General features: G+C 36.2%; 16 protein-coding genes. 13 read left to right on the top strand and 3 right to left on the bottom strand.

All coding sequences use genetic code 11. The features are described 5' to 3' along the window. The first annotated feature begins 88 nt into the window (after window positions 1–88). The gene (locus BM305_RS12510; RefSeq protein ID WP_092561327.1) at window positions 89–304 is read left to right on the top strand and encodes a hypothetical protein; all 216 of its coding nucleotides are present in this window, start codon (window positions 89–91) and stop codon (window positions 302–304) included. A gap of 48 nt (window positions 305–352) precedes the next feature. On the opposite strand, the gene BM305_RS12505 is transcribed toward BM305_RS12510, so the two are convergent. After that, window positions 353–760, bottom strand: coding sequence for a hypothetical protein (locus BM305_RS12505; protein WP_092561325.1), 408 nt, complete (start codon window positions 758–760; stop codon window positions 353–355). 78 nt (window positions 761–838) lie between these two features. On the opposite strand from BM305_RS12505, the gene nagZ reads away from it, so the two are divergent. The 4 genes from nagZ (at window position 839) to purB (ending at window position 6,047) form a co-directional block, all read left to right on the top strand. After that, window positions 839–2,158: a beta-N-acetylhexosaminidase gene (nagZ, locus tag BM305_RS12500; protein ID WP_092561323.1), complete on the top strand. Its 1,320-nt coding sequence runs from the start codon at window positions 839–841 to the stop codon at window positions 2,156–2,158. Window positions 2,159–2,367: 209 nt separating this feature from the next. Then, window positions 2,368–3,075, top strand: coding sequence for a phosphoribosylaminoimidazolesuccinocarboxamide synthase (gene purC / locus BM305_RS12495; RefSeq protein WP_092561386.1), 708 nt, complete (start codon window positions 2,368–2,370; stop codon window positions 3,073–3,075). 92 nt (window positions 3,076–3,167) lie between these two features. Next, complete coding sequence (gene purF, locus BM305_RS12490; protein WP_092561321.1) at window positions 3,168–4,604, top strand: amidophosphoribosyltransferase; 1,437 nt, start codon at window positions 3,168–3,170, stop codon at window positions 4,602–4,604. 9 nt (window positions 4,605–4,613) lie between these two features. After that, on the top strand, window positions 4,614–6,047 hold the full coding sequence (gene purB, locus BM305_RS12485) for an adenylosuccinate lyase (RefSeq protein ID WP_092561319.1): 1,434 nt from the start codon (window positions 4,614–4,616) through the stop codon (window positions 6,045–6,047). Between the two features lie 78 nt (window positions 6,048–6,125). On the opposite strand, the gene BM305_RS12480 is transcribed toward purB, so the two are convergent. Beyond that, window positions 6,126–6,542 (bottom strand): glycosyl hydrolase family 18 protein, encoded by a 417-nt coding sequence (locus BM305_RS12480; protein WP_092561317.1) that lies wholly within the window; start codon window positions 6,540–6,542, stop codon window positions 6,126–6,128. A gap of 57 nt (window positions 6,543–6,599) precedes the next feature. Continuing rightward, the gene (locus BM305_RS12475; protein ID WP_177214716.1) at window positions 6,600–8,183 is read right to left on the bottom strand and encodes a recombinase family protein; all 1,584 of its coding nucleotides are present in this window, start codon (window positions 8,181–8,183) and stop codon (window positions 6,600–6,602) included. 113 nt (window positions 8,184–8,296) lie between these two features. Between BM305_RS12475 and BM305_RS19165 the strand changes: the two genes are divergently transcribed. The 8 genes from BM305_RS19165 (at window position 8,297) to BM305_RS12440 (ending at window position 16,243) form a co-directional block, all read left to right on the top strand. Beyond that, complete coding sequence (locus BM305_RS19165; protein WP_177214715.1) at window positions 8,297–8,461, top strand: hypothetical protein; 165 nt, start codon at window positions 8,297–8,299, stop codon at window positions 8,459–8,461. A gap of 57 nt (window positions 8,462–8,518) precedes the next feature. Next, entirely contained in the window at window positions 8,519–9,415 is an 897-nt protein-coding gene (gene cas6, locus BM305_RS12470) for a CRISPR-associated endoribonuclease Cas6 (protein ID WP_092561313.1), read from the top strand. A 310-nt stretch (window positions 9,416–9,725) separates the two neighbouring features. Continuing rightward, window positions 9,726–11,141, top strand: coding sequence for a hypothetical protein (locus tag BM305_RS12465; protein WP_092561311.1), 1,416 nt, complete (start codon window positions 9,726–9,728; stop codon window positions 11,139–11,141). A 15-nt stretch (window positions 11,142–11,156) separates the two neighbouring features. Beyond that, window positions 11,157–12,104: a hypothetical protein gene (locus BM305_RS12460; RefSeq protein ID WP_092561309.1), complete on the top strand. Its 948-nt coding sequence runs from the start codon at window positions 11,157–11,159 to the stop codon at window positions 12,102–12,104. A gap of 27 nt (window positions 12,105–12,131) precedes the next feature. Then, entirely contained in the window at window positions 12,132–13,112 is a 981-nt protein-coding gene (locus tag BM305_RS12455; RefSeq protein ID WP_092561307.1) for a hypothetical protein, read from the top strand. A 42-nt stretch (window positions 13,113–13,154) separates the two neighbouring features. Next, window positions 13,155–14,348, top strand: coding sequence for a hypothetical protein (locus BM305_RS12450; RefSeq protein WP_092561306.1), 1,194 nt, complete (start codon window positions 13,155–13,157; stop codon window positions 14,346–14,348). Between the two features lie 15 nt (window positions 14,349–14,363). Next, on the top strand, window positions 14,364–14,861 hold the full coding sequence (locus BM305_RS12445) for an EF-hand domain-containing protein (RefSeq protein ID WP_092561304.1): 498 nt from the start codon (window positions 14,364–14,366) through the stop codon (window positions 14,859–14,861). A 20-nt stretch (window positions 14,862–14,881) separates the two neighbouring features. Then, window positions 14,882–16,243 carry a radical SAM protein gene (locus BM305_RS12440; protein ID WP_092561302.1) on the top strand — a complete coding sequence of 454 codons (1,362 nt, stop codon included), beginning with the start codon at window positions 14,882–14,884 and terminating at the stop codon, window positions 16,241–16,243. The last annotated feature ends 328 nt before the right edge of the window (window positions 16,244–16,571 follow it).

Here is a 16,571-nt window from a genome sequence, read left to right as displayed (position 1 = left end):
CAATGAGATCAACGGTTATTTTGAGCAACTTGATAAGGTACAAAATACATATATTTATTCTTTAGATTAGTTATACCAGGAGGTAGATATGACAACAAAAGAAATGACAAGAAAAGAAATGATAGTAAGTACGCCAAGAGTGTTTTTAAGAATTATTTTTGTACTCGTTTTTGGTACAATAAGTGGAAGTTTTATCTTTTTGGAACCTAATAATCAAGCAACTATTATTACTTCAATAATTTTGTTAATTGTTACAATAAGCATGCTTTTTTTGTTTAAAATTATTGCATACACTTTCTTGTAGCGAAAAGGAGCTGCGCATTAATTACTTAGTGCGACAGCCCCTTTTTTCTCATTCTTTCTTCTTATTAGTGGAATCTTTTTCAATATACAAATATTTCCGTATGGCAAAGAGAAGACCAATTGCCAGTACCCCAATCAATCCGTTAGTCATTGACATGTGTTCCACAATCATTTGTCTAGCTGTAGCAAAGAGAAGAACTTCAATAACGGAATTCAAATCATGGCGGCAAAGCATTTTAATGAACTCAATACCAATGACAATATCAAAAACCAGTTTTAGAAAATTACTAAAAGCATAAGTATCATCTAGATTATTCCATAGAGTGCCGATTTCCTGCGGAACATGGATTATGGACAAGGCAATTGCAATAATAATAAACAAGGCAATAATAATTTCAAGAACATAAGTAAAAGAATAAACTTTTTCTTGAAGAAGTTTTCGTAAATTTTCTCTCATAGGTCCTCCTTATCAGTCTTAATTCCTATTATAGCATAAAATATCCGATTGGAAAAGATGGTTGACATCTAAAAGGAAATGGCTGATAATACAACTAATGTTAAGAGTATGATACAGAAGGGAAGAAAGAAGGATAGGAAGGGATACATGATGAAAAGAATACTAGTATTATTGGGGTTGTTGTTTTTATTGACAGGATGTAAGGAGACCGAGGTGGTGCCTGGCGAAGTAAGTCAGAGCCCTTCAGGGCAGCCAGCTGAGACAGAAGAAACTGTGGAAGAAGAGGGAAAGGTTATTACAGATGCATTTGAAATAGCAGGTTTGGCAGAGAAAATACTTTCCAACATGACTTTGGAGGAAAAAATAGGTCAGCTGTTTCTCGTCAATTTGGAAGCAATTGATTCCAGCCAGGGAACCTTTTATGAACACAGAGTATTTACAGATAATATGAAAGAAAGTCTAGAAAAATATAGTGTCGGCGGCGTGATTTATTTTTCCAGAAACATCGAGACAAGAGAACAGATATTGACATTAAATCAAGAACTTCAAGAGGCGTCTAAATTTCCTTTGTTTATTTCGGTAGACGAAGAAGGAGGAGAGGTAGCGCGCCTTGCCAATAACGACAATATGAAGATGACTCAATTTCCATCCATGGAAGAGGTAGGACAAACGAAGGATACAGAGTATGCCTATGAGATTGGTAATACAATTGGTACGAAAATAAAAGAATTAGGATTTAATCTGGATTTTGCACCAGTTGCTGATGTCAGAACCAACGAAAGCAATACTGAAATCGGAAACCGTTCCTTTGGAAGTGATGAGGATTTAGTTGCTTCTATGGTAAAAGAAGTAGTAAAAGGACTGCAAAATGCAGGAGTCAGTGCAACACTAAAGCATTTTCCAGGGCATGGAGATGCAGAGGGTGATACCCATAAAGCATCGGTTAATATTGATAATGATTTGGCACGGCTTCGTTCAATTGATTTTGTACCGTTTAAAGCTGGGATAAAGGCAGGGGTAGATTTTATTATGGTTTCCCATATCTCCATCAGCCGTGTGGCTGGTAACACTACGCCAGCTTCTGTGTCTTCCCTGGTAATGAAGACGATACTAAGAGAGGAGTTAGGGTTTGAAGGAATTATTATTACAGATGCCATGGATATGAAAGCCATTACCGAGGCATTCACTTCAGAGGAAGCAGCAGTAAAAGCAATTGAAGCAGGTGCGGATATGGTTCTAATGCCAGATAATTTTGAAGAAGCCTATGAGGGTGTCCAAAAGGCAGTAGAAGATGGTAAAATAAGTGAAAAAAATATTGACAAATCGGTTTTACGTATCTTGGAATTGAAAATTAAGAGAGGATTGATTTTATCCGATACCAATCTTATTTATAAGTAGAAGAAATAGATTATAAAACCTATGCTTATTTTGTGAATAATATTTGGATTTTTTCAAAAAAATACTAGGGAAAAAGAGAAAAAACTATTGCTTATCTCTTTTGTTTCATTATAATAAAAATAGGAAATTGGTCTGCTGATTTCCAGAGAAAAATGATCGTATTAAAATATGGAACAATTTACTTTGATAGAAAAGGATTGGTGGCAGAAATGAACAAATTGGATATGCTGTATGAAGGAAAAGCAAAGAAAGTATTTAAAACAGATGTAGAAGATGTTTATATCGTAGACTATAAGGATGATGCAACAGCATTTAATGGTGAGAAAAAAGGCACTATTACTGGAAAAGGTGTTATCAATAATAAAATGACAAATTACATTTTCCAGATGTTAGAGAAGGAAGGCGTGCCAACTCATTTTGTTGAGGAACTTAGCGATCGTGAAACAGCGGTTAAGCAGGTGGAGATTGTTCCATTAGAAGTAATCATTCGTAATGTTGCAGCTGGCAGTTTTTCTAAAAAATTAGGCATTGAAGAAGGAACAAAGTTACTTTGTCCAACATTGGAGTTTTCTTACAAAGACGATGCTCTTGGAGATCCAATGATTAATGATTATTATGCTATCGCAATTGGAGCTGCTACCAGAGAAGAAATAGATAGAATTACAGAATTAGTATTTAAAATAAATGAGGTTTTACTTCGCTTCTTTGATGAATGTGGAATCGATTTAATTGATTTTAAAGTAGAATTTGGCCGTTGCAAAGGTGAAATCATACTTGCAGATGAAATTTCACCAGATACTTGCCGTTTCTGGGATAAGAAAACACATGAAAAACTTGACAAGGATCGTTTCAGAAGAGATTTGGGCGGTGTTGAGGATGCATACAATGAAGTTGCAAAGAGAATTGGCATTTTATAAATGATACAATAACAAAGAACCGGCGTTACGAATTGTGACGTCTGTTCTTTTCTTACCACAAGGACAACAAATTTTGTTAGAGAGGAGTAATCATGGACAACGTAGTTAGTGAATTTATATCGGACGAACTTCATGAAGAGTGTGGAGTTTTTGGTATTTATGATTTAGCTGGAGGAGAGGTTGCATCCTCCATTTATTATGGTTTGTTTGCATTACAACATAGAGGACAGGAAAGCTGTGGTATAGCCGTAAGTGATACCAATGGTCCAAAGGGAGTTGTAAAGTCTTGTAAGGGAATGGGACTTGTTAATGAAGTATTTAATCCAGATAATCTAAGTAATCTTCATGGAAATATTGGTGTGGGACATGTAAGATATTCCACTGCAGGTGCCAGTTCAGTAGAGAATACACAGCCTCTTGTATTAAATTATGTAAAGGGAACATTAGCCCTTGCACATAATGGTAATTTAACCAATGCTCCTGAGTTAAAAAATGAGTTATCTTATACAGGAGCAATCTTTCAAACAACAATTGATTCAGAGGTAATTGCATATCATATTGCAAGAGAACGTTTGAATACTCCTAATGTAGAGTCAGCCGTTAAGAATGCCATGATGAAAATTAAAGGTGCGTACTCCTTAATTGTAATGAGTCCACGTAAATTAATTGGCGCAAGAGATCCATTTGGATTTCGTCCGCTGGTTATTGGGAAAAGAGATAATGCCTATGTGCTGGCATCAGAAACTTGTGCGCTGGACGCTGTAAGTGCGGAATTTGTCCGAGATGTACAGCCAGGTGAAATTGTAACAATAGGAGCAGATGGAATAGAATCGGATACAAGCCTTTGCATACAAAAGCCAGCAAGATGTATTTTTGAATATATCTATTTTGCAAGACCAGACAGTTATTTGGATGGAGTAAGTGTCTATAATTCCAGAATTATGGCAGGTAAAATTCTTGCACAAATGCATCCTTGTGAAGCAGATATTGTAGTAGGGGTTCCGGACTCGGGAAATGTAGCTGCCATGGGATTTTCACTGGAATCAGGAATTCCTTACGGAATGGGATTTATTAAAAACAGCTATGTGGGCAGAACGTTTATCAAGCCAAAGCAGTCAGTAAGAGAGTCTTCCGTAAAAATAAAGCTGAATGTACTGAAGGAAGTTGTAAATGGCAAGAGAGTTGTTATGATTGACGATTCCATTGTACGTGGAACAACAAGTGAACGAATCGTAAGAATGTTGAAAACAGCAGGTGCAAAAGAGGTTCATGTGAGAATTAGTTCTCCGCCATTTCTAAATCCTTGCTATTTTGGTACGGATGTGCCATCCTGTGATCAATTGATTGCCCATAACAATACCGTTGAAGAAATATGCAAAATGCTTGGTGCAGATTCTCTTGGCTATTTGGACGGAGAGAGACTAAGCGAACTGATTGCAGGTGACAGTGGATATTGTGATGCCTGCTTTTCGGGCAGATATCCCGTAGATCCACCACAGGATGATATACGAGGAGATTATGATAAATAGGAGGGTATTATGAGTACAGATAAATATATTAGTCCACTATCCGAGCGTTATGCCAGTAAGGAGATGCAGTACATTTTTTCACCAGACATGAAATTTAAAACTTGGAGAAAGCTTTGGATTGCACTTGCAGAAGCAGAGCATGAGCTGGGTTTAAATATTACAGCGGAGCAGATTGAAGAATTAAAAGAACATGCTGAGGATATTAATTATGATGTTGCCAAGGAAAGAGAAAAATTAGTCCGCCATGACGTTATGTCCCACGTATATGCGTATGGGGTGCAGTGCCCAAAGGCGAAGGGAATCATTCACCTTGGTGCTACCTCTTGCTACGTAGGAGATAATACCGATATTATTGTAATGAGCGAAGCATTAAAGCTTGTAAAGAAAAAATTAGTGAATGTAATTGACGTTTTAAGTAAATTTGCAATGGAATATAAAGCATTACCTACTCTGGCGTTTACACATTTTCAGCCAGCACAGCCAACTACAGTTGGAAAGAGAGCATCCCTTTGGTTGCAAGAGCTGGTGTTGGATCTGGAAGATTTAGAGTTCTTAATGGAAAACATGAAGCTTCTTGGTTCTAAGGGAACGACAGGGACTCAGGCTAGTTTCCTGGAGCTATTTGACGGAGATCATACAAAAATCAGAAAGCTGGATCAGCTGATTGCTGAAAAAATGGGATTTGCTTCTTGTTTTGCTGTTTCTGGACAAACCTATTCCAGAAAGGTAGATACAAGAGTTGTTAATGTATTAGCAGGAATTGCAGCAAGTGCTCATAAGTTTTCCAATGACATTCGTTTATTACAGCATTTAAAGGAAGTAGAAGAGCCATTTGAGAAAAATCAAATTGGATCTTCTGCTATGGCATATAAGCGTAATCCAATGAGAAGTGAACGAATTGCTTCTTTATCCAGATACGTTATGGTGGATGCGCTAAATCCGCAAATTACTTCTGCTACACAGTGGTTTGAACGAACACTGGATGATTCCGCAAATAAACGTTTAAGTGTACCAGAGGCATTTTTGGCAATTGACGGTATTTTAGATTTGTACTTAAATGTAGTAGATGGATTAGTAGTATATCCAAAGGTAATTGAAAAACGTCTTATGTCAGAACTTCCATTTATGGCAACAGAAAATATTATGATGGATGCGGTAAAGGCAGGCGGAGACAGACAGGAACTGCATGAAAAAATCCGTACATTATCAATGGAAGCGGGCCGCAATGTAAAGGAAAAGGGCTTAGACAATAATTTACTGGAACTGATTGCAGAGGATAAAGCGTTTAATATGACGCTGGAAGAATTAAAGCAGACAATGGATCCTTCTAAGTATACAGGCCGCTCTGAGCAGCAGGTTGAGGAATTTGTAGAACAGGTAATTGCACCAATTCTAGAAGCTAATAAAGAACTTTTAGGAATTAAAGCCGAAATTAATGTATAAATGAGAAGTTTCACGTTTTGTGTAAATCATTTAAGCAGGACTGCCATACGAAAAGATAAGTATGGCGGTCCGGTTTTTCTAAAGAACTTTTCTTATAGAAAATATCTGATTGGCTACAAGCCAATTTTGTGGGAAAAATTTCATGATATTCCAGTAACTGACACCATGTAAATTGTACTCAGAGGCTGTTGTAAGTTTGGCTAGTATACTTCTGGCATCATCAAACCATACAACATGCTGTGCCTCATTTGAATCTGTGTAGTAAAAATAAGGTGCTTGGGAAACATCATCATACTGTATGGTAGTATTGTATTGTCTTGCCAGATCAACGGCAGCTACATTTCCCAGTGACTGTGCGGCACTTGTACCCCGGACAAAAGGCAAAGTCCAGTCGTAGGCGTAGTTTGGCATTCCCATAAAGATTTTTTCTGGAGGAATTGCCGTTACGGCATAATCCAACACCTTTTTTACCTGATTCAAAGGTGCAACTGCCATAGGAGGGCCAAATGTATATCTCCATTCAGGATAAAGGTATCTTTCTAAGTAAATCAATTATAGTTTATGGGGAATGGCAGGGTAGAGTTCGATTTCAAAATTAGGATTTTCTAGCTGCCCCTTTTTATTCCGCTGTGTTTTTACATATTCAATACGTACCAGAAGCAGCTTTAAGAGAGCATTTTTTTCTGCTGCCCCTTCTAACGTGTTATAGATATCTATAATAGAAAGGGTTTCTGGGTTGAAATTTGTTTTCGCATCCAGAACAGAGTCAGTCTTATCCTTTTCTAGTAAAAGAACAGCCTTCTTGTCTTTTAAAACCTTTATTTCATTTTTCAGTTTAACTTGTCGTTCTAAAAATAAATCTGCTGTGTAAATACCCTGTTCCAAAAGACTATAAGTATTTTGCTGTTGTTTTTGTAAAGTAAAAATTTCACAGTCTAATTTTTCTATAGATGTGTCAATAACATTGGCAAGGCTTAGTACGGTATTAGAAGCAGATGTTTCTTGAAGAGTTAAGCGGTAGCCTTCCAGCCAGTACTGCAAGGCAAGTATGACCTTCTGCTCCACTAAGAAAATGGGTGAAGAAATGTTATCACAGCGGGGATTAGGACATTTAACAGAGGAATAACTGTTTCGCTTGTTTGGTCCAAGCCGTATCATAGGAGAACCGCATTTTTTACAATAAAGAATACCACTAAAAGGATTTTTCAGTGTCAAATTTGCCTTTACACATGCTTTTGTATTTCTTTTTAAACGTGCCTGCGCCTTATCATATGTCTGGTCATTAATAATTGCCTTATGCAAGCCATTTACAAGAATATAATCGTCGGACTTCTGGCGGATTTTTGTGATTGTGCCTTGTAGAATCTGGCGATGCTCTTTTCGATACTGCCATCTGATTTTTCCGATATAAACAGGATTTTTTAAGATATCCCGAATACTTGCAGTACTCCACTGTTTGGATAGGGGTGGTTTCACTCCAAGGCGATCCAGATAGTGGGCAATCTGATTAGAACCTAGAGGTGTGGATATTCCGTCTGTCAGGGTACCTTTCGTATACAAATTAAAAATTAATTGGACAATAGGGGCATTTTCATTTGGCAATAGGGTATAGCCTTTTGCTTGATCTATTTTTACTTTATCATATCCAAACGGTGGGACAGAAGCGATATATCTGCCTTCTTTTGCTGAAGCAATACGTCCCCGCTGAATTCTTCTGTTTATTGTTTTATATTCCCGTCTGGACATATAAAGCCCAAATTCAAAGTATTCTTCGTCAAATTCATTAAGAGGATCGAAGGTCTTTAGCGGGGTAATAATTTTCGTGCCGCTGATTTGAAATGCCTGTGCTACAATTCCTTGATCCAATGTATTTCCACGGGCAAGCCGTTCTACTTCCATAACCAATACCCCAGACCAAATGTTTTGCTCCACTTCGTGAAGGAGTTGCTGCATGACAGGGCGGGCAGCAATGGTTTCACCAGAAACAATTTCTTTGTATATTTTTCCAATAGGTAAATTTAGACTTTCTGCCAGCGTCAAAAGAGCGGTTTCATGTCGTGCCAGTGTTTCCCCTTCCCCTCGGATTTCGGCATCCTGATCGGCACGGCTTTTCCTAAGATAAATACAATAAATCATAATAGGACCTCTATTTTTCATATAGTAATATCATATTAGGATAAAAGATAATTTACGACTGTTTCAAAATAAAATCAGACAGTATATAGTCAATTATGCTAGGAGGTGAAATTATGTCAATTATCAAGGAGTATTACGATGGACCAACTCATATTGTAATTCACGATGATTATTTGATAGGAAAGAGTGAAAGTGAAATAAATAGTATCATAAATGAAATAAAAGAGATTTATACAAATGTACGGTTTAGCAAAATAGAAAATGAAAAAAAGTGGTAAAACTGGAATTATTATGTTATAATAAAATGAAATTTACAGTATAATAGGAGGCCATAAGTGAAGTACGTATTTTATTTTAAATTGGAAAAACCGCTGATTTTGCCGATTCAATATAATCATATTATGCAGGCGGCTTTATTAAATTGGATCAATGAGGAGACTTATCAGACTTTCTTGCATCAGGAGGGGTATAGCAAAGAAAAACGGTCATATAAGCTGTATACCTTTTCAAAAATATTCGGCAAGTTTCAGTTAAACAAGGATACAAAAAGGATTACTTTTCAGGAGGAAATTCATTTTTATGTTTCCTCATACGATAGAAGCTATTTGAATTATTTAGTGCAGAATATTATTAATGACAAGCCGCTTGACATAATTGGGAACCAGCTTTATGTATCTAAGATTATGATGGAGCAGGAGAAGGTACCCCAGACCCAACAAGGGGAACTGGTCAGCTGTCTTGTTAAAACAGTATCACCTGTTACCATGGCTTCTACACTGGCTGACTTTCAAGGAAAGAAAAAGACCTATTATTATGCTCCGATGGAGCATGATTTTTCTGAACTAATCAAGAAGAATTTAATTCACAAATATGAGGCATTTCATGGGGAAAAACCAGATAATACTGAATTTTCTATTCGAGCGGTTCAGAGGGACTTGAAGGAAAGTATAACGAAGTATAAAAATTTTATTGTAAAAGGATGGAATGGAACTTTTTGTATGGAGGGTTCTCAGGAGTTAATTCAGATAGCACTAGACGCGGGAATTGGTGCAAGAAATTCTGCGGGCTATGGTTGTGTGCTGCTCCAGAAGGATACTATGACGATAAAGGAAGGGATTATTCAGATTGGAAAAGTTACCAAAAGTCAGAATAGTAGAACTGTTTCAAGAGCAATTATAAATGAGTTTCAACAATTATATCAAAATAAATATACCGAAATAAAAAAGGAATAGAAAAGCCTAATCTATAAAATCCAGAGGAGTATCAAAATATATTAAAAATAATATTCTGGAATATCTGTAGATTTGCAAAATTCATTTACGAAAATAAATAGTGTTACACTGCTTGCATGGTTTCTATTTGTTGTATATTACAATACGAATAGAATTAGGATACTGTGGATAAAAATACAAAAATTTTAAATAGTAAATTGAATTTTTTTCTAAATATGATAAAATATATAAATTACAAGCTGTTTAACAAGTTGGATATTAATAATAGCCATATGAATAAAAAAGTGTGGTTAATGAGAGGGGAAATCGTATGCCAGTTATTACCGCAGCAACAGCAGCAACTTTAAATACGGCAGCAAAGGCAGGAAAAGTATCTCAGTCTGTGATGAGCGTAGTTCCAGCGTTAGCAATTAGTGCTACCCAAGTTTATGTTGCAAAGAAAAATCGGCAATTACAAGAGAAACTTGCATCAGAGCAACAGGAGTTTACTTTGAGTATGGAAAAAAATAGACAAGATTTTCAGCTTGAGATGCACATGCGAAATGCTGAACTACAGGAATCACTAGTGTTGAGAAATCACATGCTTCGGTTGGAAGAGGTTAAATATAATTTTCAAATATTCTGCGAACAAGCTGAATATAGAGCATTAATTGAGAAATGGCCTTTGGTCAATCCACCTCAAGTAGTACGTGCCGCGCAAATGTTACAAGACAATACCATTATGTTGCGTGTTCTTTTCAGCCACACAGCTGATCCGCTTTTTAACAATATTGTTTTTCCAACAGTGGAACAAGGAATTCGTGATTTTATAGACATATATGCAAATGATTTTGATTCTCAAAATGTTATATTTTATCATGAAGCCTATAAAAGTAATTTCCATGGAGGAGCCATGGAAGAAAACATTAAATTTATGCTAAATGAAATTCCTGTGTTAATTGTTGATGCAAACATACTTCCCCGCGAAATCAGAGTCTCGTTCACAATTTGGGGATTTGGAGCTTCATCGCTAAAAAGTAAACATCAAAGTGTGTTTTCGATACCATATGAAAGAAAACTTCTGAACGGCGTTCCAGATGCAGATTATTATGATAATATTACTTTCAAGTTGTTAGCTTACATAAAGTTCATCATTGGATATTCTTACGATGCGTATAATTTGATTCAATACGATAAAGCTCCACTTTTTCCTGCAGTTGCCCAACGTGAATTAGAATTTAAAGAAAATTATCAGTATCCCGTGATGGGTATCCCAGAACTTGCTGACGCATTCAGAGCTACTTATTGTGAAATGGCAAAGACGGTTTGGAATTCAGAGAAACTATGTGATACCAAGCGATATACAACACACAAAACACAATTAGAGTTTACTAAATCGGTCTTACTACATATGTCAGATGACGAGACGTTAGCTTTATTAGACGAGTCTTTGACAGCTTGGGTATCTTTACGTTCCAAAGACTCTGTAGATAAGTTTTTACAGAGTATGATTGATGACTCTGGATTGATAGTTAAATATTTTTCTTCAGATGATAAAGATTATTGGGGAGAATTAAGCTCCACATATTTAGCTACAAGCAAAAAACAACATTGTTACAAAAATCTAGTGCTAAAATTACAGAATATTTTGGACACGTATGCTGATGATATTCCGCAAACAATGATTAGGCCAAATACTCATACTGTCCTTGATAGGAAATCAGAGCACCGCTATATTGAATTGTAAGGAGTGTGGTAACATATGAAAATTTTAATGATTGGGAACAAAGAATCTGGTAAGACAACATATATGGCCAGTTCTTTTGGGATACTTGAAAATGGTCAGAATGGATTTTATCTTAAAACTGACACGTCATCTAATATGTGGTTTAAAAAGGTTTTTGAAACGATAAAACAGGGACAATACCCCGAACTCTCTGATAAACGCAATAATTACCAATTTGAATTATACCATCATCAAAAAAAGATACTTGATTTTGAATGGATTGACTATTATGGTGGTGTCATTTTGGAATCGAACGTCAGTAAATTGACAGAGGACATAGGGTCAGCAGATGGTATTATTTTGTTTTTAGATGCGATTTCCTTGCTAGAAAACAATAATTCAGTACATCAATTCAGAAGAATATTGGGATTGATTACGAATAAGCTTACTGAAATTGAAAGTGGTCTATTTTCTGTGATTGTTGTTATAACCAAAGCGGATATGGTACCAAATGGTAGTTCACTGGAACAATTATACCAGCCTTTGAGTCAATTCATTTCAAGTACAGATGAGAATAAAAATATTTACGCTCGGATAGTGCCTGTATCTTGTACTAACAGAGGGTTTTATAATGTTGAACTTCCATTATTGGATATGCTTGACAGTGGAATGAAAATATCATACCTTACAGCAATAGTGGAAGCAAAACAATATGCAGAAACATGTATGAACTATAACAAGCATAGGGGTATACTTGATTGGACCGTAAGCCGTTTATCTGGAGTTGAAACAAATGGCGAACTTGCTGAGAAGTATCGGAGAATGGCGATGGAAAAGATTGATTTATATGAGTCTATCGAAGAGCCAATGGAAAGATTGTCTGAATACGTGAAAAATTATGTCATTAGGCTTCCATGGGATTCTCGTAAGGATGCGATGTTATCAACTAATACTTCGGGCGGGCGTAGATTAATTGAACTATAGCAAATAACATTTTGGGAGGTAATATTTATGAAAAACAATGTAACTGTTATCGGATTTAAAAATTCTGGTAAAACTACATATCTTGCGGGTATGTACACAATTATGAGTGCAGGTCGAAAAAACTTTTCTCTGGTGACAAAAGACCCTGACTTAGATTTGTTTCTAGAGAATCTTTGGGATGGAATTTGTTCAGGAAACTTTCCATTGCCGAGCGATAAAGACGAGATATTTTCGTTCCATCTAGCACATAATTATAAACCAGTATGTGACTTTGACTGGTTAGATTATCCTGGTGGAATTTTAGCCGATCCAAATCATCCCTCCCGTGAGAAGTTGAACACGAGTATTCGCGAAGCGGCTTGTTTGATTCTTGTGCTTGATGGGGACCTATTTGCTATTGACGCAACGAGCGAGGCTGATTATGAGGCAAAGCTGACCCAAAAGCTGGAGTTTGATAGTGGTCTAAGAAAGGAAACAAAGGCGCTCACTCGGCTTTCAGCAGAGGGTATAGTTATTCCACCTATCTGTATTGTAGTTACTAAATGCGACAAGATCAATTTTGATTATCAAGCTGCAGTGGAGAAAGTTTTAAGAGAATCGCTTAAGGGTGTTTTCGAGGGCAACCCATTGGTAATGGTTTCAAGCGTATCTTTTGGTGAGGGCATCGATCATGGGGCAGCACCTGATCCGTATTGCATTGAACAACCTATAGCGTTTGCTGTTCTTGTGATTTTACTGAAATACCTTAAGGCACTGAAAATTAGTAGAACAGACAACAAAGAATTTGTAAATAAGTCACGAGATATAATTAGCAGATGGTGGAATTCTGCAAAAATATCCGCAGCGGAGAATAACATAAAAGAGCTTGCTGGTGTATCCGACAAGTGGTCAGAGGATGCTTATAAACTTCTTGAGTTATTTCCTGACAAAAAGAAAATATACATTAATGGGAAAGAAGAAAAGTTCAAACCCTATTTTAGAGATATCTTTTGTGAATTAGGAAAATAACTTAGAATATATAAGTCGTTTTCTCAAGAAGGAGGTACCACCATGAAATTAAATTATGCGCCAATCATTCATGCGAGAACAAAATATGTCGATTTTCGTAAAGGTCTATTAGTGTTACCAGTTGATTTTTCTGAAACGGATGCACAGGATGTGCATTCATTGGTATTAGATAGCACAAGGTTTTTTGAATTAGCTGGAACAAGTGGAAGAAGAGTCGTTTACGGAAACGGAAAATTTGTTGTTTCTGGAATATCTATTATATTTCAGGAATTATTTAAGCTGTGCAATAAAGAACCTGAATTCAACAGGGTCGATCACGAGAATGGCCGTTTAGCCTATGGATTTGTTGGCGTAGTATTCCCCGTAGCCAGCAGACCCAATCTTTTTGATATACCAAACGAAGTGTTTTTGAATATCTACCTTAAACACATAAAAACGCGCTGGGAAGAAACAACTGAAACAGAAAACGTCTTTGGTTCAAAAAAAGTTGAGTATGAGGAAATAGATCTTCCTGATGCAGGACGCATCGCTAATTTTGACACGCAGTTATCTAATCGGAGTGGAAAACTGTTACTGGAAGATATTCCTGAGGACTGTGATGCGACAGTAGCCTATGTGCTATCCAAAGCGTTGCGTGGGGAGCGAATTGCATTCTGTTCAAATATCACTATACCAAAATTGATTTCTGAGAGTAGATTTGATATTGTTACTTGCAGAAATGCAAGTTCAATCTTACCTCCAGAAGTTCAAGTCAGACCTCTTCAAAATCAACCTGAACCTGCTGACAATTATTCCTTAAAGAGAACAGCCCAACGCTTACCGAAGAAAATGCATTTATATGAACCACCAAAAAAGAAAAAGGAGTCATCACTTGATGATATTCTTGAGCAGTATAATGCTCCAATCGAGAATAAGGATTTTTTGTCGGAAAGGTATAATCCAAGGGAATATGCTCGAAAAAAGGATAATAAAGCTCCGTATATGAAAGAGGCAAAAAAAAACGATAACACTACCCTCTCATACAATGACATAATTCGTGAGAAATCTGATATATTTACAAAAAAATCCGATTTCACTGAAATAGCAACTGTGTTAGGTGTAATTGCAGGAGTTACGTTTACTGTAATAGGGTTAGCTACACAAGCCAATCCCATCGTTTTAGCGACAGTTGGCGTAATAACCGTAGTTTTAACCGGAATGGAAGCAAAAAGAATTTTAGATAGATTCAATTCTTAATGAGGAGGAATTACAATGTTTGATTCATTTTTTAAGTTTGCGGGTGCTAATGGGGATACTTTTAAAAGTTTCGATGAATTTATGAACACAGTATCTAATTTGCCAACAAATTTCGATTTTAATGCATTGGATACGAATGGAGATGGCGTGATTAGTCTTTCGGAGTTCATGAATGCAACGTCAAATCTTCCCATCTCCACTGACTTTACCTCATTTGATGCCAATGGGGATGGTTACCTGAGCGTTGATGAGTGCAATCATCTGTTTTCAAGTATGCCGTTGAATTTTAACTTTAATGCAGCCGATAAGGATCATGATGGTTTTTTGAGCATGGACGAATTTATGAATGCAAAAGCAAGTTTAACACAAGAGTTTGCTGTTGGATATGAAATTAATCCAAGCATAAATCACGCTGATACCATTTCATTCACAGGTGGTGCAAGCTGTTTATCGTCATCACACATATCTTCAGTAACGAATGCTTGTGTAAATGGCGGATATGTAGTTTCATAGCGCTAAAGGAGGATATCGGTGTGAAAACTTTAGTTGAATATATTTGCACAGAAAAATCCACGTATGCTTATGATGCAATTTCAAATAAGATTATAAGCATAAGTGGAGATTTCATACAACCACTTACAAAGAGAGATAGCTTTGCAATAACTAATTATTTGACTAGATGTGGTGTTATCTCTGAAAACAAAATAAAGGAAGCTATATGGATAAATTCTTTCTCGGAATACATAAAAATGCTGGGTGGCAAAATACCAGCTTTGGTTTTGGAACTTGAACAAGAGTGCAATTTGCGATGTGATTATTGTGTATATTCAGGAAACTACGAGAATTACAGAACTCATAACGCTACGGCAATGAAAATTGATACGGCAATGAAAGCTATAGAATTTTTCCATTCGCATAACAGGGAAGCCGATAAAGCAACAATCTTTTTTTTCGGAGGAGAGCCACTATTAAGGCAGGATACTATTAAAACATTAGTGGAATATGCCAAGAGTATTTTCGGTTCAAAACCACTTAGTTTTAGTGCTTCTACAAACGGAACTTTAATAACGCCCGACTTTTTATCATGGCTCCACACAGAACCTACATTCAATCTGTACATAACTTTAAACGGAACCAATCATGACAAATATAGGCATTTTCCTGATTCTCGAGGAAGTTTGAAAATAATATTAAACCATATTTCCTTTGCTCGTGATAACTTTCCAGATGTCTATAACAATCAAATCAAATTCCTTTGTAACGTAGATTCTTTTGCTGAAATGGTTGATGCAAGAAATTTCTACATATCTCATTCATTGCATACACCCGCAACAACTTCGTTTATTATGAAGAGATATGGCAATGAAAAAATAGATTCCATCCTGCGAGCTGATATCCAACGTGATAATGTTGCTTTTGAAGCACTTGTTGACTTGTATATTAATAGCGGTGACGAATTTTGTCATTCTCATTTTTCCGATTCGCTAATGACGATTCACAACAGGAGCATGACTGCTGTATATGATTGTGTACCTATTGAACGAACTTGTCAACCTTTTGGTGCTAAACTGTTTATAGATGCAACAGGACAGTTTAATATCTGCGAGAGAACAAATTCTACAATTAACTTGGGCAATATACAGAACGGATTCAACTTAGAGGGAATAAAGACTTTGCTTGATTCATACAAAAACATCTCTTCGAATGCATGTATCTATTGTTCCGTTCAAAGGCTTTGCCCTCGTTGTCTTGCGGCAATGATAAGTGGAAACCTTTTTTGTAGTATTCCAGATGATATATGCAAAAACATCCGTATGTCAATTTTACGTGAACTAAAACTGTATTGTGAAATATCGGAAAAAAATCCTAAATTATTACGACTTCTATCTAGGTAATGAACTTGATATCTCAAGTAGTACCTATTATAAATGCAACCCACGGATAGTATTCGAGATTATAATTTGCTAAAATCTATTTCAGAATCAATTAACCAGAGTTTTGTGGGAGAAGAGTTGTATTCAACAATTTACAATAATAATACCTATTTGTGGTTTTTATACAATTAAGTATATAATGGCATTTAGAGAAGCATTTGCTCGCCAAATCAGATTGAATCATTTAAATATTCTATCCTAAACTGTTAATTAGAAATTAGAATTATAGATTGAGTGTAAAATCCCTTTATTAGTGACTGAGAATTAAAAGTGTTGTCTCACAAAAAGA

It is taken from the genome of Anaeromicropila populeti, from assembly GCF_900112775.1.
Lineage (GTDB): Bacteria > Bacillota > Clostridia > Lachnospirales > Lachnospiraceae > Anaeromicropila_A > Anaeromicropila_A populeti.
This window is presented reverse-complemented; position numbering and strand designations above follow the sequence as displayed.